The organism is Klebsiella sp. AqSCr, assembly GCF_008452795.1.
GTDB classification, from domain to species: domain Bacteria; phylum Pseudomonadota; class Gammaproteobacteria; order Enterobacterales; family Enterobacteriaceae; genus Klebsiella; species Klebsiella pneumoniae.
This window is the reverse complement of the sequence record NZ_MJDM01000005.1, coordinates 1,103,350-1,126,947: the sequence shown is the minus strand read 5'-3', so window position 1 is coordinate 1,126,947 and position 23,598 is coordinate 1,103,350. Positions and strand designations below refer to the sequence as shown.

Sequence of the window (23,598 nt, the reverse complement as noted above, 5' to 3'; positions counted from 1 at the left end):
CTCACCTGTTAGTCCAGTTCGTTATCGAGATCGTTGTTACCAGCCGCCTGAGCCGGCGCACCGGCGACGCGGTTATATTTCGGGCTCAGCTGGATGTAGAGGATTGCCATGACCGCACCAATCACACCCAGGGCCACCAGGTTGAAGTTGGTGAAGGCGGCGGTGACGAAGCCGAGGTAGAAGAACGGCATCAGATAGCCTGCGCGCATCATGTTGATGACCATTGCATAACCGACAACCACGATCATTCCGCCGGCGATGTTCAGACCGCTGGTGACCACTTCCGGGATAGCATTCAGCAGGCCCTGAACTTCGCTGGTGCCGACGGAAATCGCCACGATAACGGCCGGGATAGCGATACGCATCGCCTGCAGGAACAGGGACGAGACGTGCAGCCACGACAGGGCGGTCAGGTTGCCATTCTCCGCCGCTTTATCCGCCGCGTGCTGGAAGGCCACGGTGATGGTGCGCACGATGATGGTCAGCACCTGGCCTGCCGCCGCCAGCGGGATAGCCAGCGCGATACCGGCGCCGATGCTCTGATGGCCGGCAATAACCAGGACGGTGGAAATAATGGACGCCAGCGCGGCATCAGGGGCTACCGCCGCACCGATGTTCATCCAGCCCAGGGCTATCATCTCCAGCGTACCGCCGATGATAATACCGGTTTTCATATCGCCGAGAACGGCGCCGATCAGCGTACAGGCGATCAGAGGACGGTGGAACTGAAATTCATCAAGTACCGACTCCATACCCGCAATACACGCGACGATGAACACCAGCACAATCTGAAGAAGGGTAATCTCCATTGTACTTCTCCTGTTGATTAAGTCTTAAAGTGAAAACTGGGGCGCGATCCGCCGGGTTATTTATCAACCTTAGCGATCAGATCCATCATTTTCAGTTTCGGGTCGGTGGACACTTTACGTGCCTCCAGCTCGATACCGCGGGCGTTCAGCTTTTTAAACGCCTCAATATCTTTGGCATCGACTGAAATCGCGTTGTTAACCTGGGTTTTACCCTGGCGGAACGCCATACCGCCGATGTTGACGCTGGTGATTTTCACGCCGCCCTCGACGATACGTTCAACGTCGGTCGGGTTAGTAAACAGCAGCATAACGCGCTGTCCGGCATACTTGGGGTTGTTGTAGACGCGGATCATTTTGGCCACATCCACCACGTGAGCGGTGACGCCCGGCGGCGCAACCTGGGTCAGCAGAGTTTTACGCACGGTATCCGCGGCCACTTCATCACTGACAACGATGATGCGGGTAACGTTGGTCTCTTTGGTCCAGCGGGTGGCGACCTGACCATGGATCAGACGGTCGTCTATACGCGCAAGGCCAATTACCATGTAGTCGTTCGGGCCCATGGGTTTGGCCGGTGCGGCGGCTTTTGGCGCTGCGGCAGGCGCGGGCGCAGGGGCCGCTTTTTCCACCGGTTTGGCTTTAAGCGCTTTCACGCCTTCGCTGCCGGTTTCAACCGCTAAGGCGACCAGTTCATCAAAGGAAGGATCGTCGTCGCGGGCCATGAAGGTTTCCACCAGCATCGGGATATTGACGCCGGCGATAACTTCGTAATGCTCTTTATCGACGACAATGCGGCTCGCAGCGTTGAAAGGGCTGCCTCCCCATGTATCGACGAGAAATAGCACGCCTTTACTGGTATCCAGTTTTGCCAACTGGGCGTTGTATTTCTCGATCAACGTTTCGGCATTTTCACCCGGAACGAAATCGATCCAGCCAACGTTTTCCTGCTCGCCCAACAGCATTTCTGCTGTTTTCAGCAGCTGTTCTGCAGCCCAACCATGTGTGCCTATTACAATAGCAATCGTCACTTGCTACCTCCTTTATTATCGTGAATGCATCATCTGCTTTGATACATCCTGAATCACTCTTGAGGACAAAATCGATTCAGTTAGGGTGTAAGATAGAAAATAGTTACTACCGCGAATTATTTTAGACAGTGAAAAAATAATTAATGTGATGAAGATCCGTTAATCACGTATCGTCTGCGAATAATTTTGCAGCGCAAAAAATAGCCTTAGTTATTGCAAATTCAGGTAAATTATTTCCAATTTCGATCTATATTTTGCTATGTTTAACTTCCGTTTAATTACTCAGGAGTATAGGGCATAGCCCGCAGTATGGACCGTCATCGACGTCTTTTCACTTTCTGGCATCTGATTGCCACCTCTACGTATCCCGCATTTCTTTCAGCACCTGGTGTCGCGCCCCTGCATGGCATGGCGATGACTGACCTTGCCGCAAACCGGAGTCGTACATGGAATTGTTAATGGATCCTTCAATCTGGGCCGGCCTGTTGACGCTTATCGTTCTGGAAATTGTGCTCGGTATCGACAACCTGGTGTTTATTGCCATCCTGGCGGACAAACTGCCGCCGAAGCAGCGCGATAAAGCGCGTCTGATCGGCCTGTCACTGGCGCTGGTGATGCGCCTGGGGCTGCTGTCGGTCATCTCCTGGATGGTGACGCTGACGAAACCACTGATTACCATCGCCGATTTCTCCTTTTCCGGGCGCGATCTCATCATGCTGCTCGGCGGGATCTTCTTGTTGTTTAAGGCGACAACCGAGCTGCATGAACGGCTGGAAAACCGCCAGCACGATGCCGGTCACGGTAAAGGCTATGCCAGTTTCTGGGTAGTAGTATTGCAGATAGTGGTGCTGGATGCCGTCTTCTCCCTGGACGCCGTGATCACGGCGGTCGGGATGGTTAACCATCTGCCGGTGATGATGGCGGCGGTGGTGATCGCGATGATCTTGATGCTGCTGGCCTCCAAGCCGTTGACGCGCTTTGTCAACCAGCACCCGACGGTGGTCGTGCTCTGTCTGAGCTTCCTGTTGATGATTGGCCTGAGCCTGGTGGCGGAAGGGTTTGGCTTCCATATTCCGAAAGGGTATCTGTACGCGGCGATCGGTTTCTCGATCATTATCGAGTTCTTTAACCAGGTGGCGCGCCGTAACTTTGTTCGCCACCAGTCGACGCTGCCGCTGCGCGCTCGGACCGCGGATGCCATCCTGCGCCTGATGGGCGGCCGCAAACAGGCCTCCGTCAGCCATGACGCAGACAGTCCAGCCGCGGTGCCCGTTCCTGAGGGCGCCTTTGCGGAAGAAGAGCGCTACATGATTAACGGCGTGCTGACCCTGGCCCAGCGCTCCCTGCGCAGCATCATGACCCCGCGCGGAGAAATCAGCTGGGTCGACGCTGAGCAGAGTGAAGATGAAATTCGTCGTCAACTGCTGTCGTCGCCGCACAGCCTCTTCCCGGTCTGCCGCGGAGAGCTGGATGAAATCATTGGTATCGTGCGGGCGAAAGAGATGCTGGTGGCCCTGGAGTCGGGGGAAAACGTCGCGGCGCTGGCTTCTGCCTCCCCGGCAATTGTCGTTCCGGAAACGCTGGACCCGATCAATCTGCTCGGGGTCCTGCGTCGGGCGCGCGGCAGCTTCGTCATCGTAACTAATGAATTTGGCGTGGTGCAGGGGCTGGTCACGCCGCTGGACGTCCTTGAAGCCATCGCCGGTGAATTCCCGGACGCTGATGAGACGCCAGAGATTGTCATCGATGGCGATGGCTGGCTTATTAAGGGGTCGACCGACCTGCATGCGCTGCAGCAGGCGCTGGGGCTGGATCCACTGATCAATGACGATGAGGATATTGCCACCGTTGCCGGGCTGGTGATCTCCGCCAATGGTCATATCCCGCGCATTGGCGACGTCGTGTCGCTTCCGCCGCTGCATTTTACCGTAGTGGAAGCGAATGATTACCGGGTCGATCTGGTGCGCGCGGTGGTCACTCGTCCGCCGAGCGACGAAGAAGAGTAATCGCCAGGCTCGCCGGCCGCTGCGGCCGGCGAGTTATTCTGTCGTCTCGCTCTCACTCTCACTCTCACTCTCACTCTCACTCTCACTCTCACTCTCACTCTCACTCTCACTCTCCTCCCTGCTGGCCAGCCACGCCGGGAACGCCTCCACCGGCATCGGCCGCGCATAATAAAACCCCTGCAGCACATCGACGCCGTGGCTACGCAGGTAGTTTTCCTGCTCCAGCGTCTCCACCCCTTCGGCAACGGTAACAATATGCAGGCGGTTGGCGAGGGCGATAATAATATCTGTCACCGTCGCGTTCACGCTATCTATGCCGACCGAGCTGGTGAACGAGCGGTCGATCTTCAAAACATCCGGGCGCAGCTTTTCCAGCCATGAGAGCGAAGTATTGCCGGTACCAAAATCATCGATCGCCAGCTGTACGCCCTTAAAGTGCAGATGTTCGGCCATATGCTGGTCGCCATCCTGCAGGACATCGCGTTCGGTTAGCTCGACCACCAGCTGCTGCACCGGATCCACGCTGAACCAGTAATTGTGCAGGTCGCGCAGCAGGAGTCCGTTAGCGAAATGGCGCGCGGCGACATTGATCGCGATGTGAAAATGGCGGTCGCGAGGAAAAGCGTCCAGGCGGCGAGCGGTTTCGGCAATCACATAGCGGGTGAGAGGGATGATCAGATTATTGCCTTCGGCGATGGGGATAAATACCTCCGGCGAAATCGTCCCACGTCGGGGATTATTCCAGCGCAGCAGGATCTCCACCCCGCAGCAGCGGCCGCTGCGCGCATCCTGCAGCGGCTGGCACCAGAGGGCAAACTCCCGGGCCGAAATGCCAAGGCTTATTTCCCGCGAGAAACTCATTCTGCCGGCGGTGGCCAGCCAGGCGATGCCGGTCATTAGCAGGCTAAAAATCAGCGCCAGCGGCAGCTCGCCGGGCAGCTCCTCAAGCGCAATCGCCGAGGCGCCAGGGCCGTTAATATTGACAGTAAACGGAAACTCCGTAGAGCGCTGGCGATAAATCACCGTGCCCTGCGGGACATGCGCTTTTTCGAGAAGCCCATGGCGGCTGCTAAAATAACGATCGCCAACCTGCAGGCTGACGTCGCTGATCAGGGCCGATTTTTCATTAAGAATTAAGGTTCCCAGCAGCTCAATATTCACCACCAGCATCACGCCGTCCAGGCCGCTCTCCGCGGCTGGATACCATTGGATCAGTACCGGCGAGCCTTTGAGCAAGGAGCTGTCGTTCGAGAAGAGCAGCAGAGGGCGGGGCGCAGGAAGCGCGGGCTGCAGGCGATGTAAGTCTGCCTGTCGCGGGCCAAAAATACTGGAACAGTAAACGATACCTGACGTGACGAGGGCGACGGAACGAATGGTTTGCAACGAGGCCGCCATTTTGCGCAGCGTCAGATGGATATCAGGGCAGGGTTTGCCCACCAGAGGGAGCAGGGTGGCTCGCTGCGCGCTTAGCGGGCGCAAGATGTCATTGAGCGCCGCCACCCGTTGGCTGGCGGCCGTGCGAATATAATCTTCATTTACGCTGCGCTGCGAAATAAATCGGATGGCTAATGTGGCGCCCAGGGTCGCCAGGGCTACCAGCAGGCAGACAATAATGCGTTTGTGACGATAGGCCGTAATGACTTTTTGTGCAGTCTGCATGTGCGACACCCTGTCGACAGGACGAGTGGTTAAGCGTGGCTTATTTTATAGAGCAAGTGTAGTGGCAGAATATCGCCAGGTATAGAAAAAAGAAAATGCGCCGTTGAAGGCGCATCAGGGAGATTTCAGTCACCAGGGTTAACCCCCTGCGCGCTTTGCAGGCGCAGAGGGGCACGAAAAGTTTAGTCACACTGAACTTTAATCGCCAGGCCGCCGCGCGAGGTTTCGCGGTACTTGGCGTTCATGTCTTTACCGGTTTCATACATGGTCTCGATCACCTTATCGAGCGAGACGCGCGGTTCGCTGGTGCGGCGCATCGCCATTCGCGCGGCGTTGATCGCCTTGACGGAGGCGATGGCGTTACGTTCAATGCATGGCACCTGCACCTGACCGGCGACCGGATCACAGGTCAGGCCGAGGTTGTGTTCCATGCCGATCTCCGCTGCCACGCAAACCTGTTCCGGGCTGGCGCCGAGCAGTTCAGCCAGGCCCGCCGCCGCCATCGAGCAGGCGACGCCCACCTCGCCCTGACAGCCGACTTCCGCGCCGGAAATGGACGCATTCATCTTGTACAGCGCGCCGATCGCCCCGCAGGCCATAAAGTAGCGAATATAGATCTCCGGGCTGACGGACTCGATAAAGTGATCGTAATAGGCGAGTACCGCCGGAACGATGCCGCAGGCGCCGTTGGTCGGCGCGGTTACCACGCGACCGCCGGCGGCGTTCTCTTCATTGACCGCCAGCGCGAACATATTGACCCAGTCAACAACGTTCATTGGATCGCTGGAGAGCTTATCGCTGGCCACCAGCAGACGACGCAGCGCCGAGGCGCGACGCGGTACGCGCAGCGGGCCAGGCAGCACGCCCTCGGTGTTCATCCCGCGGTCGATACAGGCGCGCATGGTCTGCCAGACGTTGGCGAAATAATCCTCGATCTCTTTTTTGCTGTGCAGAGCCAACTCGTTCTGCATCACCATCCCGGAGAGCGACAGGCCAGTCTCTTTGCAGTAGGCCAGCATTTCCTGCGCCGATTTAAATGGGTAGGGCACCTGCAGTTCGTTGGCGTTTTCCTTGCCGAAGTGCTCTTCGTCGACAATAAAGCCGCCGCCGATCGAGTAGTAGGTCTTGCAGTAGATCTCTTTCTCGCCGGCCCAGGCGTGAATGGTCATGCCGTTTTCGTGCAGCGGCAGGTTGTCGCTGCGAAAACGCATGCCGTCATCCGCCGGGAAGTCGACCTCATGCTGGCCGTTGGCCAGCAGCAGACGACCGCGCGCTTCGACGTCACGGATAAAAGCCGGGATCGCGTCAATATCGACCGTATCGGGCTGATTGCCCGCCAGTCCCATGATAATGGCGATGTCCGTATGGTGGCCTTTGCCGGTTAATGACAGTGAACCGTAGACGTCAACCGCCACACGAGTCACTGCATTAAGCAATCCTTTTTCGACCAGGTCATCGACGAACTGTTTTCCGGCCTTCATCGGGCCAACAGTGTGGGAAGATGAGGGACCAATCCCCACCTTGAACATGTCGAATAGACTAATCACGATAATACTCCTGACAGGGTTACCGCGGGTGCGGTAACGATGTAATAACTGCGCATAGTGTAAGAGGGAAGCGCCCTGTCAGTTCAACTATTCACATGAATTAAACTAATGGCTAACCGCGATTTTACTAATAATGAGAGCGCCCTCTCATTATCAGTATAGCTAAGGACGTGCGCCAATTTGCAGCGCCAGCTCGCGAATGATCCCGGCGGTCATTCCCCAGACAAAATAATGCTGGTACCAGGAGAGCCAGACGCGGTGGTCGTTGCCCCGGCGGTGGATATCGAGCGGATGGTAGCGCCCAAGGCGCAGGGCTTCGGCGAGCGGCATTTCAAATACCGCGGAGACTTCGTCCTGGCTGGCGTGATAGTGCAGATCCGGGGGAATAATGCCCACCACCGGCGTCACCTGAAAGCCGGTGACGCTGTCCACCGGCGGCAGGACGCCGATCACCTCGACCGCCTCTGGCGGGATCGCCACCTCTTCCTGAGCTTCGCGCAGGGCGGCGGCGATAAGCGTCGCGTCGGTATTATCTACTGCGCCGCCGGGAAAGGCGACCTGGCCGGCGTGCTTGCGCAGCAGCGGCGAACGCTGGGTCAGCAGCAGGCCGGGCTGCGGCCGGCGCACGATCGGCACCAGCACCGCCGCCTGCCGCTGATTGAGCGCATGGCGCGAAGGCTGCGGGCGCAGAAGCTGAAAGCGGGACAGAAAATCATCCAGATTAAGGGCGCGATCCGCCATGGTCTAGTTCTCCAGTTGCTGCAGGATACGATTAACTTTATCAAAAGTTTCCTGATATTCCGCCGCTTCCTCGCTATCCGCCACAATTCCGCCGCCGGCGGAGCAGTACAGCTGTCCCTGCCATGCCGTCAGGGTGCGAATGGTGATGCTGGTATCCATATTGCCGCAATAGCTCAGGTAGCCAATGCTCCCACACCAGGCGTTGCGACGCTGGGGCTCCAGTTCATCGATAATCTCCATCGCCCGCACTTTCGGCGCGCCGGTGATCGAGCCGCCGGGAAAGGCGGCGCGCAGCAGGTCGCTGGCGTGCAGCGTCATTGGCAGGCGGGCGGTGATGGTGCTGACCAGATGATGGACCGCCGGGAACGGCTCCACCACGAACAGCTCGGGGACCCGCACGCTGCCCGGGACGGCGACGCGGCCGATGTCGTTGCGCATCAGGTCGACAATCATTAAATTCTCGGCGCGATCTTTCGGCGAATTCGCCAGCTTCTCAGCCTGCTGCGCATCTGCCAGCGGCGAATCGAGCCGCGGCAGGGTGCCTTTTATCGGCCGCGTCTGGATCTCCCCCTGGCGCAGCTGGATAAAGCGCTCCGGCGACAGGCTTAAAATCGCCCCTTCATCGAGGCGAATAAAGGCGCTAAAGGGGGCGCGGTTGACGGCGTTCAGCTGGCGGAAGGCCTGCCATTCATCACCGACGTAGCTGGCCTGAAAACGCTGGGCGAGGTTGACCTGATAGCAGTCGCCGCTGTGCAGATAGGCCTGTACCTGGCGAAATTTTTCGCCGTACTGCTGGCGGCTCATATTTGACTGCCAGGCAGAGGTCAGGGCGAAGGTTTCACCCGGCGTCGGCGTTTGCGCCTCCAGCCACTGTAGACGCTGCTGCGGGTCGTCATAGCTGAGCAGCGATATCTGTTGGCGCTGGTGGTCGACGATAAGCGCCCAGTCATAGATCCCCACCGCCATATCCGCCAGCGCGATATCGGCCTGCGCGTGCGAAGGGAGACGCTCAAAGCGACGGCCCAGGTCGTAACCGAATAATCCCAGCGCGCCGCCGAGAAACGGCAGATCGTCATGGGGTTGCGGCGTGAACGGCTGACGATCCAACTGCTGCTGCAGGAGCTGCAGCGGATCTTCCGCTGAGACAACAACGGTTTCGCCGTCGTCGACCCACGTCTGTTCACCGCGCGTCAGCAGCGTGGCGCGCGGGGCAGCCACCAGAATATCAAAGCGGTTATGCGGATGGTCGGCAAAGCCGGAATGCAGCAGCATCGCCCAGGGCAGGGCGCTTAACGGCGCAAAATAGTGTTCGGCCGCATCCGGGCGCCAGGGCAGGGTAATAATCGCGGGGGACAACATCTTTCTCGATCCTGAACGTTGCCGCCCCTCTGGCGTAGTTGGGGACGGCGTGAAATAATTACGCCCCACAATGTAGCAGGAGTAAAAGATGTTTGCAGGTTTACCTTCGCTGAGCCACGAGCAACAGCAAAAAGCGGTCGAACGTATCCATGAGCTAATGGCTCAGGGGATAAGCAGCGGCCAGGCGATTGCCCTGGTGGCGGAAGAGCTGCGCGCAACGCATACCGGCGAGCAGATCGTCGCGCGCTTTGAAGATGAGGATGAGGACGAGTAATTACACCGCGGCGATAATTTTGATCTCAACTTTATACTGCGGGTTCATCAGCGTCGCTTCCACCGTGCAGCGCACCGGGGCGTGACCAGCCACCACCCACGCGTCCCAGGCTTTATTCATCGCCGCAAAGTCGCTTTTATCGGCGAGGAAGATGGTGGCGTCAAGAATACGCGACTTGTCGCTGCCCTGTTTTTCCAGCACCGCGTCAATCTGCGCCAGGGTATTGGCGGTCTGCTCGAAAGCGTCGGCATCGAGATTTGCCGGCACGCCGGTGTAGTACAGGGTCTGGTTGTGGATCACCACGTCTGACCAACGGGCTTCGGCATCAATACGCGTAATTGTCATTGCTTTTTCCTCTTTAAGCATTCCATTCGGCTGCGGCAAGACTGCCATAATGTGCCGCTCGCGTCACTACCCGGACTGGCGAAACGCCGTCCTCCCTGACATAATCACTGTCCAAATAACCAGGGGGCAATGTGATCGACGATTTTGCAGCAGACGGCCAGCTAGCCAAAGCCATACCGGGATTTAAACCGCGCGAGCCGCAGCGCCAGATGGCGGTGGCGGTCAGCGAAGCGATTGAGGCCTCCCGGCCGCTGGTGGTGGAAGCGGGGACCGGAACCGGTAAAACCTACGCTTACCTGGCGCCTGCGCTGCGGGCGAAAAAAAAGGTGATTATCTCCACCGGCTCGAAAGCGCTGCAGGATCAGCTTTACAGCCGCGATCTGCCCACCGTCGCCAAAGCGCTCAAATTCACCGGGAAACTGGCGCTGCTCAAAGGGCGCTCCAACTACCTGTGTCTCGAACGTCTTGAGCAGCAGGCGCTGGCGGGCGGCGATCTGCCGGTGCAAACCCTCAGCGATGTGATCCTCCTGCGCTCCTGGTCGAATCAAACCCAGGATGGCGATATCAGCACCTGCGCCAGCGTCGCGGAAGACTCTCAGGCCTGGCCGCTGGTGACCAGCACCAACGATAACTGTCTCGGTAGCGACTGCCCACTGTATAAAGATTGCTTCGTGGTGAAGGCGCGTAAAAAAGCGATGGACGCCGACGTGGTGGTGGTCAACCATCACCTGTTTCTGGCCGATATGGTGGTCAAAGAGAGCGGCTTTGCCGAGCTGATCCCCGAGGCGGAAGTGATGATCTTCGATGAAGCCCATCAGCTGCCGGATATCGCCAGTCAGTACTTTGGCCAGTCGCTCTCCAGCCGCCAGCTGCTGGACCTGGCGAAAGACATCAACATTGCCTACCGCACCGAACTGAAAGACACTCAGCAGCTGCAAAAATGCGCCGACCGCCTGGCGCAAAGCGCGCAGGATTTCCGCCTGCAGCTGGGAGACCCGGGCTACCGCGGCAATCTGCGCGAGCTGCTGGCGGACAGCCACATTCAGCGAGCGCTGCTGCTGCTCGATGACGCGCTCGAGCTATGCTATGACGTCGCCAAACTTTCGCTGGGCCGCTCGGCGCTGCTCGACGCCGCTTTTGAGCGTGCCACCCTCTATCGCGGGCGCCTGAAGCGGTTGAAAGAGATCAACCAGCCGGGCTACAGCTACTGGTATGAGTGTACCTCGCGCCACTTTACTCTCGCGCTGACGCCGCTGACCGTGGCCGAGAAGTTTAAAGAGGTGATGGCGCAGAAGTCGGGGAGTTGGATCTTTACCTCGGCGACGCTGTCGGTGAACGACGATCTGCATCACTTTACCGCCCGGCTGGGGATCGATGAGGCGCAGACTCTGCTGCTGCCGAGTCCCTTTGACTATCAGCACCAGGCGCTGCTCTGCGTGCCGCGCAACCTACCCCTGCCGAACCAGCCCGGCGCGGCGCGACACCTGGCGGCGATGCTCAAGCCGCTGATCGAGGCCAACGATGGTCGCTGCTTTATGTTGTGCACCTCGCACGCCATGATGCGCGATCTGGCGGAGCAGTTCCGCGCCACCATGACGCTACCGGTGCTGCTGCAGGGCGAGACCAGCAAAGGCCAGCTGCTGCAGCAGTTCGTCAGCGCCGGCAACGCGCTGCTGGTGGCTACCAGCAGCTTCTGGGAGGGAGTCGATGTGCGCGGCGACGCGCTGTCGCTGGTGATTATCGATAAGCTACCGTTCACCTCGCCGGACGATCCGCTGCTAAAAGCGCGGATGGAAGATTGCCGGCTGCGCGGCGGCGATCCCTTCGATGAAGTGCAGCTCCCGGATGCGGTGATCACCCTTAAGCAGGGGGTGGGGCGTCTGATCCGCGATATCGACGACCGCGGGGTGCTGGTGATCTGCGACAACCGGCTGGTGATGCGCCCCTACGGCGCGGTGTTCCTGGCCAGTCTGCCGCCGGCGCCGCGAACCCGCGATATCCGTCGGGCGGTGCGCTTTCTCGCCGTACCGCCGGCAAGGTAATCCGCACTAAAATGTGTTAAGCTGCGCGCCATTTTGTTAATTAGCGGTTCCCAATAGACTTCGGGCGGCATGGCGGCGGGTTGGCCGTTTGCCGGAAATCAGGCTGCCTGAAGGCCTGAACTATGTAACGAGAGCGTGACCACCCATGCGAATTTTGGCTATCGATACCGCCACAGAGGCCTGCTCCGCGGCTCTGTGGAATGATGGCACCCTTAGTGCTCATTTCGAAATTTGTCCCCGCGAACATACCCAACGTATCCTGCCGCTGGTGCAGGAGGTCCTCACCGAGAGCGGCACCACGCTGAGCGAGCTGGACGCGCTGGCCTTTGGCCGCGGTCCGGGCAGCTTTACCGGCGTGCGCATCGGCATCGGTATCGCCCAGGGGCTGGCGCTGGGCGCCGAACTGCCAATGATTGGCGTTTCCACGCTGGCCACCATGGCGCAGGGCGCCTGGCGCAAAACCGGCGCCACCCGTGTGCTCGCGGCCATTGATGCGCGTATGGGCGAAGTCTACTGGGCCGAGTACCAGCGCGACGAGCAGGGCGTCTGGCATGGCGAAGAGACGGAAGCGGTGCTCAAACCGGACGCGGTAGCCGAACGACTGGCACAGCTTTCCGGCGAATGGGCCACCGTCGGCACCGGATGGCAGGCGTGGCCGGATCTGGCGAAAGCGAGCGGACTGACCTTAAGCAGCGGCGAAATTGAATTGCCGGCGGCGGAGGATATGCTGCCGTTAGCCTGTTACCTGCTGGCGGCGGGGAAAACCGTGGCCGTGGAGAAAGCGGAGCCGGTTTATTTGCGAAACGAGGTGGCGTGGAAGAAACTTCCAGGCCGCGAGTGAATCTCAGTAACAAGAAGACTGAGAAAAGGAGTCGCATCATGGCGGGTCAAAAACAGGGCGTTCGCTGGCTGCTGGCCGCAGCGATTGCCGTTGCGCTAAGCGGCTGCGTATCGGTGCCGGATGCCATCAAAGGCACCAGCCCGACGCCGCAGCAGGATTTGGTGCGGGTGATGAACGCCCCGCAGCTGTACGTTGGCCAGGAAGCGCGCTTTGGCGGTAAGGTGGTCAATGTGCAAAACCAGCAGGGGAAAACCCGCTTAGAAATCGCCACCGTACCGCTGGACAGCGGCGCGCGGCCAGTGCTGGGCGAGCCGTCCCGCGGAAGGATTTTTGCTGACGTCAATGGCTTCCTCGATCCGGTGGATTTCCGCGGTCAACTAGTGACTGTGGTCGGACCGATCGCCGGGGTGGTTGACGGCAAGGTGGGCAGCACGCCGTATAAATTTATGCTGATGAACGCCACCGGCTACAAGCGCTGGAACGTAGTGCAGCAGGTGGTGATGCCTCCGCAACCTATCGACCCGTGGATGCTGGGTCCGCGCCCCTGGGGCTACGGCTATGGCGGCTGGGGCTGGTACAATCCCGGCCCTGCTGAGGTGAGAAACGTTGTAACCGAATGATTTTGTTGTTTATGTTAGTTCAAAGAAACAGCGGCCGGTCCGCTGTTTCTTTGTTTTCAGTCGAATAAGAAAAAAAATAGTGACGCGCTTCGCAACCTGCTCATTGCCTAATTAATAAACTGGTACGCTGAGTTAATATAATGTTAACAAAATGTATTATCCAGGGGCTGTGATGACGACGAATAACTATTTCAGAGGTGATGCAGTGAAAAAGGTTTGGCTAAACCGTTATCCCGCAGATGTTCCGGCGGAGATAAATCCTGACCGCTATCAATCCCTGGTTGAACTGTTTGAACATGCCACCACCCGTTACGCCGACCAACCGGCGTTTATCAATATGGGTGAAGTGATGACCTACCGTAAGCTGGAGGAGCGTAGTCGCGCCTTCGCCGCTTATCTTCAGGAGGGGTTGGGGTTACAGAAGGGCGATCGCGTGGCCCTGATGATGCCTAACCTGCTGCAGTATCCGGTGGCTCTGTTTGGCATCCTGCGCGCCGGGATGATCGTGGTTAACGTCAACCCCTTATATACCCCGCGCGAACTGGAGCATCAGCTCAACGACAGCGGCGCGGCGGCGATCGTCATAGTCTCCAACTTTGCCCATACCCTGGAAAAAGTGGTGGCGAAAACTCAGGTCCAGCATGTGATCCTGACGCGCATGGGCGACCAGCTTTCCACCGCCAAAGGCACGCTGGTGAACTTTGTGGTCAAGTACATTAAGCGCCTGGTGCCGAAGTACCACCTGCCGGACGCCATCTCGTTTCGCAGCGCGTTGCAGCACGGCTATCGCATGCAGTACGTCAAGCCGGAGATCGTTGCGGAAGATCTGGCGTTTCTGCAGTACACCGGGGGCACCACCGGCGTGGCCAAAGGTGCGATGCTCACCCACCGCAATATGCTGGCTAACCTCGAGCAGGTCAATGCCACCTACGGCCCGCTGCTGCATCGCGGCAAAGAGTTCGTGGTGACCGCGCTGCCGCTGTATCACATTTTCGCCCTGACCATGAACTGCCTGCTGTTTATCGAACTGGGCGGGCAAAATTTGCTGATCACCAACCCACGCGATATCCCCGGGCTGGTGAAGGAGCTGGCGAAGTATCCTTTTACCGCCATGACCGGGGTCAATACCCTGTTCAACGCCTTGCTGAACAACAAAGAGTTCCAGCAGCTTGATTTCTCCTCGCTGCATTTGTCCGCCGGCGGTGGAATGCCGGTGCAGCAGGCGGTGGCCGAGCGCTGGGTAAAACTGACCGGGCAATATCTGCTGGAGGGCTACGGCCTGACAGAGTGTTCCCCGCTGGTCAGCGTTAACCCGCACGATATTGACTACCACAGCGGCAGCATTGGCCTGCCGGTGCCCTCCACCGAAGCCAAACTGGTGGATGATGATGATAACGAAGTGGCGCCGGGTCAGCCGGGCGAGCTCTGTATTAAAGGGCCGCAGGTGATGCTGGGCTACTGGCAGCGCCCTGACGCGACGGATGAGATTATCAAAGACGGCTGGCTGCACACCGGGGATATCGCGGTGATGGATGAAGAGGGGTTCCTGCGCATCGTCGATCGCAAAAAAGATATGATCCTGGTGTCGGGTTTTAACGTCTATCCGAACGAAATCGAAGATGTGGTCATGCAGCATAGCGGGGTGCTGGAAGTGGCGGCCATCGGCGTGCCGTCCGGCAGCAGCGGCGAAGCGGTGAAGATTTTCGTAGTCAAGAAAGATGCTGCGTTAACCGAAGAGGCGCTGATTACGTTCTGCCGTCGCCATTTGACCGGATACAAGGTGCCGAAGCTGGTGGAATTCCGTGACGAACTGCCGAAATCCAACGTCGGAAAAATTTTGCGGCGAGAACTGCGTGACGAAGCGCGCGCTAAAGTGGACAATAAAGGCTAAGTAACGAATGAGTCGCCTGACGCCGGCTACGCCGGCGTTTTTTATGGGCGCAAGTTAAGAGAGTATGCTTTGAACTATCAGATGATCACCACCGACGATGGCCTGCGCGCTGTCTGCGAAGCGGCAAGCGCGGCCTCCGCCGTCGCTCTGGATACGGAATTTGTCCGCACCCGCACCTATTACCCGCAGCTGGGCCTGCTGCAGCTGTTCGACGGCCAGCAGGTCTCTCTGATCGATCCCTTGACGATTAACGACTGGGCGCCGATGCGCGACCTGCTGCTCAACCAGGATGTGACTAAATACCTGCATGCCGGCAGCGAAGATTTAGAAGTCTTCCTTAATGCATTTAACCTGATGCCGCAGCCGCTGATTGACACCCAGATCCTGGCGGCCTTCTGCGGCCGCCCAATGTCCTGGGGCTTCGCTTCGATGGTGGAAGAGTATTCCGGGGTAGCGCTGGATAAAAGTGAATCCCGCACCGACTGGCTGGCGCGCCCGCTGACTGAGCGTCAGTGTGAATATGCCGCGGCCGACGTCTGGTATCTGCTGCCGATCGCCAGCCAGTTAATGGCGGAGACCGATCGCGCTGGCTGGCTGCCGGCGGCGCTCGACGAGTGCCGCGTGATGCAGCAGCGTCGTCAGGAGGTGGTCGACCCGGCCGAGGCCTGGCGCGATATCGGCAACGCCTGGCAGCTGCGTACCCGCCAGCTGGGTTGTCTGCAGCTGTTGGCGGAGTGGCGCCTGCGCAAAGCGCGCGAGCGCGACCTGGCGGTAAACTTTGTGGTGCGGGAAGAGCATCTGTGGAGCGTGGCGCGCTATATGCCCACCAGCCTGGGCGAGCTCGACAGCCTCGGGTTATCCGGTAGCGAAATTCGCTTCCACGGCAAAACGCTGATTAGCCTGGTCGAAAAAGCGCAGGCGCTGCCGGAGTCGGCCCTGCCGGCGCCGCTGCAGAACCTGATCGACATGCCGGGCTACCGCAAAGCCTTTAAAGATATTAAAGCGCTGGTGCAGGAAGTGAGCACGGAGAAGGGCGTAAGCGCGGAGCTGCTGGCGTCGCGTCGGCAGATCAACCAGCTGCTGAACTGGCACTGGCAGCTGAAAACGCAAGCCGGTGAACCTGAGCTGATTTCCGGTTGGCGCGGGGAGCTGATGGCCGAGCGGCTGAAGAGGCTGTTAAACGACTATCCGCGCTAGTTCGCGGCCAGGTTCAGACCATTAAAAAACCGGCGGCGCGTGGCGTAGCCGGTTTTTTTTCGCGATAGCGCGACAGGTCAGGATTTCGACTCTTCCGTTTCGGGTAGGGTCACGTTCAGCTCAAGAATGGATATATCCCCGTCCCGCTGCTCCAGCTGCACGCTGACCATCTCCGGGTCGATCTGTACGTATTTACAGATCACTTCCAGGATATCTTTGCGTAACTGCGGCAGGTAATGCGGCTCCGCGTCGCCGCGGCGGCGCTCGGCGACGATGATTTGCAGGCGTTCTTTCGCAATATTAGCCGTGTTCTTTTTTCGCGAGAGAAAAAAGTCGAGTAAAGCCATAATTTATCCTCCGAACAGGCGTTTGAGGAAACCTTTCTTCTCTTCTTCAATGAAGCGGAAAGGGCGTTCTTCTCCGAGCAGACGTTCAACGGTATCGGCATAGGCTTTGCCTGCGTCCGAGGCGGCATCGAGGATCACCGGCTCACCCTGGTTGGATGCGCGCAGGACTGACTGGTCTTCCGGGATCACGCCTACCAGGTTGATGCGCAGAATTTCCAGCACGTCTTCCATGCTCAGCATATCGCCTTTATTAACGCGGCCTGGATTGTAGCGGGTCAGCAGCAGATGCTCTTTGATTGGCTCTTCGCCATTTTCCGCGCGGCGGGATTTAGAGGCGAGAATGCCAAGGATACGGTCGGAGTCGCGAACGGAGGAGACTTCCGGGTTAGTGGTGATGATGGCTTCATCAGCAAAGTAAAGCGCCATCAGCGCACCGGTTTCAATGCCTGCCGGGGAATCACAGACGATGAAATCGAATTCCATTTTCTTCAGTTCTTCGAGAACCTTGTCGACGCCTTCGCGAGTCAGAGCGTCTTTATCCCGGGTCTGGGAAGCCGGGAGAATGTAGAGATTTTCCGTGCGCTTATCTTTAATCAGCGCCTGGTTCAGTGTGGCATCGCCCTGAATGACGTTGACGAAATCATAAACGACGCGACGTTCGCAGCCCATAATCAGGTCGAGGTTACGCAGGCCGATGTCGAAGTCGATAACGACGGTTTTCTTTCCCTTCTGGGCCAAACCTGTAGCGATGGCCGCGCTGGAGGTGGTCTTGCCAACGCCCCCTTTACCCGAAGTCACAACAATAATGCGTGCCATAGAAATTCCTTGTTAAAAAGGGATTAATTTAACGGTTGAATTGCCAAAGCGCTTTCACCTAAACGCAGGCGCGCCGCTTTGCCATAAAATTCGGCCGGGATGTTATCGCTCAGCCAATATTCCCCGGCGATGGAGACCAGCTCCGCCGCAAGGTGGGTACAAAATATCTGGGCGTCTCTGTCGCCACCGGCGCCTGCCAGCGCGCGTCCTCGCATCATGCCATATACATGGATATTTCCGTCAGCGATAAGTTCCGCACCGGCACTCACATGATTTGTAACAATAAGATCACAGTGTGGCGCATAAATGCGCTGACCGGAACGTACCGGCTGATCAATCAAACGCGTTTTTGTGATCTGACTAGCAACTGGCGGCGGCGGGGTGGGGTCGGACGGTGCCGGACGAGAGGCTTTTTCTTTCCCTTCGGTTAATAACGGGATGCCGGCGCGGTCGATTTCGGTTTTCAGGCGCGGAATTTTGCATCCGCTAACGCCCATAATACGTAAACCGGTCGCGGCGATAGCCTCGTTGATGGCGCGCCATTCCACCTCCTCCTCGATGCTGGCGATATTCACCACCACCGGAGCATGACGTAAAAAAGCGGGAGCCTGGGCGATTTTGTCTTCTAACGCCTGACGAATAACCTCGGGATTTGCATCGTGCAAATGAACGACAGATAACGTGAAGCTACTGCCTTTAAGTTCGATTGGCGTATTTGACATCCTGGCCTTACTCAATTTGCTGTTTATCAACCGCCGAAGTGCGGTGATATTCCGAAGACTAAAAGGCATGTTATAGTCACTCATATATTGAGGCAAGTGACCACGGGTCTAATTCCGAGTAAAACTATGTTTTGTGTGATCTATCGAAGTACTAAACGTGAACAAACCTATTTATACGTCGAAAAAAAGGACGATTTCTCGCGCGTTCCTGACGAGCTAATGCGCAGCTTTGGCACGCCGCAAATGGCGATGCTGCTGCCGCTGGATGGGCGCAAAAAACTGGTTAACGCCGATCTGGAAAAAGTGAAACAGGCGTTAAGCGAACAGGGCTATTACCTGCAACTGCCTCCGCCGTCTGAAAATCTACTAAAGAAACACCTGGCGGAACAGGGGAAACAATCCGATTAACCCACGAGGGAAAATAATGTACCAACATCATAACTGGCAGGGTGCGCTTCTGGATTATCCAGTAAGCAAAGTAGTGTGCGTCGGCAGTAATTATGCGAAACACATCAAGGAAATGGGCAGTGCGACGCCGGAAGAGCCGGTGCTGTTTATTAAACCTGAGACTGCGCTGTGCGATCTTCGTCAGCCGTTGGTGCTTCCTGAGGGGCTGGGCTCGGTGCATCACGAAGTCGAGCTGGCGGTGCTTATCGGCAGCACGCTGCGTCAGGCGACGGAAGAGCATGTGCTGAAAGGGATTGCCGGCTATGGCGTCGCGCTGGATCTCACGCTGCGCGACCTGCAGGCGAAAATGAAAAAAGCGGGACAACCCTGGGAGAAGGCCAAAGGCTTCGATAATGCCTGTCCGATCTCCGGCTTTATCCCGGCCGCTGAGTTCCACGGCGACCCGCAGAATACGTCGTTAAGCCTGAAGATTAATGGCGAAGTGCGCCAGCAGGGCACCACTGCCGACATGATCCATAGGATTGTGCCGCTGATCGCCTATATGTCGCGCTTCTTTACCCTCAAAGCCGGGGATGTGATCCTCACCGGCACCCCGGAAGGCGTGGGGCCGCTGCACAGCGGTGACGAGCTGGAGGTCGGCTTCAACGGCCTGGCGCTCACTACCCGCGTGCTGTAAGCGCTATTTGCCGCCTTTTGGGGCGGCAAAACTTGCATCGGCGTGCCAGACTGGTTATAAGGTGCACCCTTAACTGGCAACGACGGACACTCCGATGAGCGAACAACCTTTCTGGCAACAAAAAACACTGGATGACATGAGCGACGCGGAGTGGGAATCGCTGTGTGACGGCTGCGGCCAGTGCTGCCTGCACAAGCTGATGGATGAAGACACTGACGAGATCTACTTCACCAACGTCGCCTGTCGTCAGCTCAATATCAAAACCTGCCAGTGTCGTAACTACGCGCGTCGCTTTGAGTATGAGCCGGACTGCATCAAGCTTACCCGCGAAAATCTGCCGACCTTCGAATGGCTGCCGCCGACCTGTGCCTATCGCCTGCTGGCGGAAGGCAAGCCTCTGCCGGCCTGGCACCCGCTGCTGACTGGCTCAAAAGCGGCGATGCACGGCGAACGCATCTCCGTTCGCCATATTGCGGTGCCTGAGTCCACGGTGGTCGACTGGCAGGACCATATCCTTAATCTGCCTGACAGGGCGCGCTAAGCGCCGTCACGCTTTCTTCGCGTGGAACAGCCCGTTTTCACCGTCGGTTTCTTCCGCCACCCAGAAGTGAATATTGAAGCGGGCGTCGTCACTGAGTTCGACGCGGTGCCAGTACTGCGGCGGACTGGTAGCAAACTGCCCGGCATGAATCACGACTTTTTTCTCCGGCTCCGTCGCCTGTTCATTGGCAAAACCGTAATAGGTCACCGTTCCCTCCATGACGCACAGCTGGCCGAAGACGCCAGCCGCGGTGTTGTGGTGGCTCAGCAGGGCGGCAGGGACATTCTCTTTGGTAAAGAATGGGGTGGAGCGTTTAACTTTCCAGTCTGCGGGGATCAGTAAAGATGACATGTGAGCTCCTGTTGGGTTTTAAAAGATGTATTTAATATGCTCCTTTTAATTGCTATGGTCAACCATAGAGGTCAACCATAGACGGGAAACGATTCAGCGATGCGCAGGAGGCATAAAAAAACGCCCCGCAGGGCGTTTCATTGTGGGCTGTACTCGCCGCGGCTTAACGACCAAACAGATCGCGTTTTTTCGCTTTGAAAGGCTGAGCAACGATCACCAGAATAGCGACCAGCAGATAGGCGGCGAAAATCCCCACCAGCCATTGCGGCATCTCCAGCGACAGGAACTGCCACTGACGTACTGAACAGTCTCCGGACGCAACGAAAACCTGCGGCAGCCATTTATCCAGCGGCAGCCAGGTTGGGAAGCGGGCGGCGAAATCGCAGGTCTGGAACGGTGAAGGGTGCAGCTGGATCATCGTATGCTCCCACGCCAGCTGTAGTCCGCGTATCGCGCTGTACAACCAGATTGCCATGGCGACATAGCGCAGCGGCGTTTTGGGGGCGATAGCGCCCACCAGTCCCGCGCCCATGATGCCGAACAGCGCGCAGCGTTCGTAAATACACATGACACACGGCTGCAGCAGCATCACGTGCTGGAACCACAGCGCGACAAGTTCGAGAATAAAAGCGGTCAACGCCATCAGGAGCCAGGCACCGCGTCCTCTTGAGCACTGGTTTAAATATTGCAACATAATCATTTCCCTGGAAGATGCTAAATCATGGCAGTGTAAACGAAAACCGAACCGACGCCAGAGGCGCGGCGGAAAATATTCCGTAACGGGTTATTGATGCGCCCGGGCGAACCCGGGCAAAAACTGACTCAGGGCAGGCTGGGCGTCACCAGCCAGCCGTGCGCCAGCAGCCAGTCGGTGACTGGCATCAGGGTGAACTCGACGCATAACAGGCCGACCAGCGTCAGTACGATGGTGTAGGGCAGCGCCATCCACACCATACGGCCATAGGAGAGCCTAATAAGCGGCGCCAGGGCGGAAGTCAGCAGGAAGAGAAACGCCGCCTGGCCGTTCGGGGTGGACACCGAGGGCAGGTTGGTGCCGGTGTTGATCGCTACCGCCAGCATCTCAAACTGGGGCAGGCTGATGGCGCCATGTTCGAGCGCCGCTTTCGCTTCGTTGATGTAGACCGTGCCGACAAACACGTTATCCGAAATGGACGACAGCAGGCCGTTGAACAGATAAAACAGCGACAGCTGCGCGTGCGGCGAGGCCTGCAGGACAAACTCGATCACCGGCGTGAACAGCTGCTGATCGATGATAACCGCGACGATGGAGAAGAAGACCGTCAGCAGCGCGGTAAAGGGCAGCGCCTCGGTGAACGCCTTGCCAATGGCGTGCTCATCGGTAACGCCGGTAAAGGTGGTGGCGAGGATGATCACCGACAGGCCAATCAGGCCGACCTCAGCCAGGTGAAAAGCCAGGGCCACGATCAGCCAAACGCCAATGAGCGCCTGGGCAATCAGCCGCAGTCGCTCCTGACGGCTGCGCTGGGCGCGGCTGCGATCGTCAAACTCCTGCAGCACCTTGCGCACCGTCGGCGGTAGCGGTTCGCCGTAGCCAAACAGGCGATACTTTTCGACCAGCAGACAGGTTAACAGACCGCAGACCATCACCGGCAGGGTCACGGGCGCCATGCGAAGAAAGAACTCGCCAAAATGCCAGCCCGCGGCTTTGGCGATAATCAGGTTTTGCGGCTCGCCGACCATGGTCATGACGCCGCCGAGCGCGGTCCCGACGCCGGCGTGCATCATCAGGCTGCGCAGAAAGCCGCGGAACTGCTCCAGCACCTCACGGTAGTGCTGCTCGATATGGCTGTCATCGAGCAGGTCGCTATCGTCCGGGCGCGCCGAGGCGACGCGGTGATAGATGCCGTAGAACCCGACGGCGACGCTGATCACTACCGCCACCACCGTCAGCGCATCGAGAAAGGCCGAGAGGAAGGCGGCCGCCAGGCAGAACGCCAGCGATAGCAGCATTTTGCTGCGGATCCCCAGCAGCAGGCGCGTAAACACGAACAGCAAAAGCTGTTTCATAAAGTAGATACCCGCCACCATGAACATCAGCAGGAGCAGCACCTCCAGATTGCCGGCGATCTCTTCCCGGACGTGCGCCGGGCTGGTCATGCCGATCAGCAGCGCCTCGATAGCCAGCAGACCACCCGGCAGCAGCGGATAGCACTTCAGCGCCATGGCGAGGGTAAAGATAAACTCGACCACCAGCAGCCAGCCGGCGACAAACGGCGCCACGGCGAACACCAGCGGATTTACGATTAAGAAAATGATTAATGCCAGCTTGTACCAGTCCGGCGACTGGCCAAGAAAATTGCGCCACAGCGCGCGGCCATAAGAAATTTCCACGACAGAATCCTTCCCCGTCAATGAGTGCATGGTTTTGTGCATAACGATTGGCAAGAGTACCAGTTGAGCAAAATGAGAAGCAACTTTCTTCGCGCCGCGCTGGCGGTTTGTGAAGATAAGGAAAAGCGCAAAGTAAAAGCGGAAAATTAAACGGCGATCCCTTTTTAATTCACTTGCCATGCTATCTGCGCTATAGCGGCTCTGGTATGATGAGTGCAATTGTAACGCTGTGTAATGGAAATCTTACTATGGTCATTAAGGCGCAGAGCCCTGCGGGTTTCGCGGAAGAGTACATCATTGAGAGTATCTGGAATAACCGCTTCCCTCCCGGATCGATTCTCCCCGCTGAACGCGAGCTTTCTGAGCTGATCGGTGTCACCCGCACAACCCTGCGCGAAGTATTGCAGCGTCTGGCCCGTGACGGCTGGCTGACCATTCAGCATGGTAAGCCCACTAAAGTGAATAACTTTTGGGAAACCTCCGGCCTGAATATCCTCGAAACGCTGGCGCGCCTCGATCACGACAGCGTACCGCAGCTGATTGATAATCTGCTCTCCGTGCGCACCAACATTTCCACGATTTTTATCCGCACCGCGTTTCGCCAGCATCCGGATAAAGCGCTGGCGGTCCTGGACAGCGCCCGGGAGGTGGAGGATCACGCCGACGCCTTCGCCGAGCTTGATTATAATATTTTCCGTGGTCTGGCGTTTGCCTCCGGCAACCCGATCTACGGTCTGATCCTCAACGGCATGAAGGGGTTGTATACCCGCATCGGCCGCCACTATTTCTCCAGCCCGGAAGCGCGCAGCCTGGCGCTCGGTTTCTATCATCAGCTGGCGAAAGTGTGTGAGGCTGGCCTGCATGACCAGGTTTACGAGCTGGTTCGTCGCTACGGCCATGACAGCGGCGAGATCTGGCACCGGATGCAGAAATCGCTGCCCGGTGATTTAGCCATGAATATGCGTTAAGCGGGCTTTTCGCGATCGATATACAGAACAAGGGGGC

General features: G+C 57.9%; 24 protein-coding genes. 11 read left to right on the top strand and 13 right to left on the bottom strand.

Annotated elements, in window-relative coordinates:
* Nucleotides 1-8: 8 nt before the first annotated feature.
* Both BHE81_RS09395 and manX read right to left on the bottom strand, forming a co-directional pair.
* Complete coding sequence (locus BHE81_RS09395; RefSeq protein ID WP_002910918.1) at nt 9-809, bottom strand: PTS mannose/fructose/sorbose transporter subunit IIC; 801 nt, start codon at nt 807-809, stop codon at nt 9-11.
* 56 nt (nt 810-865) lie between these two features.
* Complete coding sequence (gene manX, locus BHE81_RS09390) at nt 866-1,837, bottom strand: PTS mannose transporter subunit IIAB (RefSeq protein WP_002910917.1); 972 nt, start codon at nt 1,835-1,837, stop codon at nt 866-868.
* Between the two features lie 446 nt (nt 1,838-2,283).
* Between manX and yoaE the strand changes: the two genes are divergently transcribed.
* Entirely contained in the window at nt 2,284-3,843 is a 1,560-nt protein-coding gene (gene yoaE / locus BHE81_RS09385; protein WP_004145524.1) for a CNNM family cation transport protein YoaE, read from the top strand.
* A 33-nt stretch (nt 3,844-3,876) separates the two neighbouring features.
* Here the strand turns inward: yoaE and BHE81_RS09380 are convergent, their stop codons facing one another.
* From BHE81_RS09380 to pabB, 4 genes are all read right to left on the bottom strand, one after another.
* A complete protein-coding gene (locus BHE81_RS09380) occupies nt 3,877-5,502 on the bottom strand; it encodes an EAL domain-containing protein (protein WP_040206130.1) in 1,626 nt (541 codons plus the stop codon).
* A 182-nt stretch (nt 5,503-5,684) separates the two neighbouring features.
* Complete coding sequence (gene sdaA / locus BHE81_RS09375; protein ID WP_004151445.1) at nt 5,685-7,049, bottom strand: L-serine ammonia-lyase; 1,365 nt, start codon at nt 7,047-7,049, stop codon at nt 5,685-5,687.
* 162 nt (nt 7,050-7,211) lie between these two features.
* A complete protein-coding gene (locus tag BHE81_RS09370) occupies nt 7,212-7,790 on the bottom strand; it encodes a CoA pyrophosphatase (protein ID WP_004180429.1) in 579 nt (192 codons plus the stop codon).
* 3 nt (nt 7,791-7,793) lie between these two features.
* The gene (pabB, locus tag BHE81_RS09365) at nt 7,794-9,149 is read right to left on the bottom strand and encodes an aminodeoxychorismate synthase component 1 (protein ID WP_004145520.1); all 1,356 of its coding nucleotides are present in this window, start codon (nt 9,147-9,149) and stop codon (nt 7,794-7,796) included.
* 88 nt (nt 9,150-9,237) lie between these two features.
* Here pabB and BHE81_RS09360 point away from each other — a divergent pair, with 88 nt between their 5' ends.
* On the top strand, nt 9,238-9,423 hold the full coding sequence (locus BHE81_RS09360; RefSeq protein WP_004145519.1) for a YoaH family protein: 186 nt from the start codon (nt 9,238-9,240) through the stop codon (nt 9,421-9,423).
* Here the strand turns inward: BHE81_RS09360 and BHE81_RS09355 are convergent, their stop codons facing one another.
* Complete coding sequence (locus BHE81_RS09355) at nt 9,424-9,768, bottom strand: RidA family protein (RefSeq protein ID WP_002910910.1); 345 nt, start codon at nt 9,766-9,768, stop codon at nt 9,424-9,426.
* Between the two features lie 131 nt (nt 9,769-9,899).
* On the opposite strand from BHE81_RS09355, the gene BHE81_RS09350 reads away from it, so the two are divergent.
* The 5 genes from BHE81_RS09350 to rnd all read left to right on the top strand — a co-directional run bounded on the left by BHE81_RS09350 (nt 9,900) and on the right by rnd (nt 16,359).
* Nucleotides 9,900-11,810 carry an ATP-dependent DNA helicase gene (locus BHE81_RS09350; RefSeq protein WP_009307547.1) on the top strand — a complete coding sequence of 637 codons (1,911 nt, stop codon included), beginning with the start codon at nt 9,900-9,902 and terminating at the stop codon, nt 11,808-11,810.
* A gap of 145 nt (nt 11,811-11,955) precedes the next feature.
* The gene (gene tsaB, locus BHE81_RS09345; RefSeq protein WP_004151443.1) at nt 11,956-12,651 is read left to right on the top strand and encodes a tRNA (adenosine(37)-N6)-threonylcarbamoyltransferase complex dimerization subunit type 1 TsaB; all 696 of its coding nucleotides are present in this window, start codon (nt 11,956-11,958) and stop codon (nt 12,649-12,651) included.
* Nucleotides 12,652-12,689: 38 nt separating this feature from the next.
* A complete protein-coding gene (locus BHE81_RS09340; RefSeq protein ID WP_023282757.1) occupies nt 12,690-13,271 on the top strand; it encodes a Slp family lipoprotein in 582 nt (193 codons plus the stop codon).
* Between the two features lie 205 nt (nt 13,272-13,476).
* Nucleotides 13,477-15,162, top strand: coding sequence for a long-chain-fatty-acid--CoA ligase FadD (gene fadD, locus BHE81_RS09335; protein ID WP_002910904.1), 1,686 nt, complete (start codon nt 13,477-13,479; stop codon nt 15,160-15,162).
* An 81-nt stretch (nt 15,163-15,243) separates the two neighbouring features.
* Complete coding sequence (rnd, locus tag BHE81_RS09330) at nt 15,244-16,359, top strand: ribonuclease D (RefSeq protein ID WP_004148826.1); 1,116 nt, start codon at nt 15,244-15,246, stop codon at nt 16,357-16,359.
* 77 nt (nt 16,360-16,436) lie between these two features.
* Here the strand turns inward: rnd and minE are convergent, their stop codons facing one another.
* The 3 genes from minE to minC are packed head-to-tail and all read right to left on the bottom strand — an operon-like array spanning nt 16,437 to nt 18,244.
* Complete coding sequence (gene minE, locus BHE81_RS09325; RefSeq protein WP_002910902.1) at nt 16,437-16,706, bottom strand: cell division topological specificity factor MinE; 270 nt, start codon at nt 16,704-16,706, stop codon at nt 16,437-16,439.
* A gap of 3 nt (nt 16,707-16,709) precedes the next feature.
* Complete coding sequence (gene minD, locus BHE81_RS09320) at nt 16,710-17,522, bottom strand: septum site-determining protein MinD (protein ID WP_002910900.1); 813 nt, start codon at nt 17,520-17,522, stop codon at nt 16,710-16,712.
* Between the two features lie 23 nt (nt 17,523-17,545).
* Nucleotides 17,546-18,244, bottom strand: coding sequence for a septum site-determining protein MinC (gene minC, locus BHE81_RS09315; protein WP_004180423.1), 699 nt, complete (start codon nt 18,242-18,244; stop codon nt 17,546-17,548).
* 126 nt (nt 18,245-18,370) lie between these two features.
* Here minC and BHE81_RS09310 point away from each other — a divergent pair, with 126 nt between their 5' ends.
* From BHE81_RS09310 to BHE81_RS09300, 3 genes are all read left to right on the top strand, one after another.
* On the top strand, nt 18,371-18,652 hold the full coding sequence (locus BHE81_RS09310) for a YcgL domain-containing protein (RefSeq protein ID WP_002910898.1): 282 nt from the start codon (nt 18,371-18,373) through the stop codon (nt 18,650-18,652).
* A gap of 16 nt (nt 18,653-18,668) precedes the next feature.
* Nucleotides 18,669-19,328, top strand: coding sequence for a fumarylacetoacetate hydrolase family protein (locus BHE81_RS09305; protein ID WP_004180422.1), 660 nt, complete (start codon nt 18,669-18,671; stop codon nt 19,326-19,328).
* A 94-nt stretch (nt 19,329-19,422) separates the two neighbouring features.
* A complete protein-coding gene (locus BHE81_RS09300; RefSeq protein WP_002910896.1) occupies nt 19,423-19,869 on the top strand; it encodes a YcgN family cysteine cluster protein in 447 nt (148 codons plus the stop codon).
* Nucleotides 19,870-19,875: 6 nt separating this feature from the next.
* Here the strand turns inward: BHE81_RS09300 and BHE81_RS09295 are convergent, their stop codons facing one another.
* From BHE81_RS09295 to nhaB, 3 genes are all read right to left on the bottom strand, one after another.
* Entirely contained in the window at nt 19,876-20,220 is a 345-nt protein-coding gene (locus BHE81_RS09295) for a DUF1971 domain-containing protein (protein WP_002910895.1), read from the bottom strand.
* Nucleotides 20,221-20,383: 163 nt separating this feature from the next.
* Nucleotides 20,384-20,914 carry a disulfide bond formation protein DsbB gene (gene dsbB, locus BHE81_RS09290; protein WP_002910894.1) on the bottom strand — a complete coding sequence of 177 codons (531 nt, stop codon included), beginning with the start codon at nt 20,912-20,914 and terminating at the stop codon, nt 20,384-20,386.
* Between the two features lie 128 nt (nt 20,915-21,042).
* Entirely contained in the window at nt 21,043-22,593 is a 1,551-nt protein-coding gene (gene nhaB / locus BHE81_RS09285; protein WP_009307552.1) for a sodium/proton antiporter NhaB, read from the bottom strand.
* Nucleotides 22,594-22,841: 248 nt separating this feature from the next.
* On the opposite strand from nhaB, the gene fadR reads away from it, so the two are divergent.
* Complete coding sequence (gene fadR, locus BHE81_RS09280) at nt 22,842-23,561, top strand: fatty acid metabolism transcriptional regulator FadR (protein ID WP_002910890.1); 720 nt, start codon at nt 22,842-22,844, stop codon at nt 23,559-23,561.
* Nucleotides 23,562-23,598 lie beyond the last annotated feature (37 nt).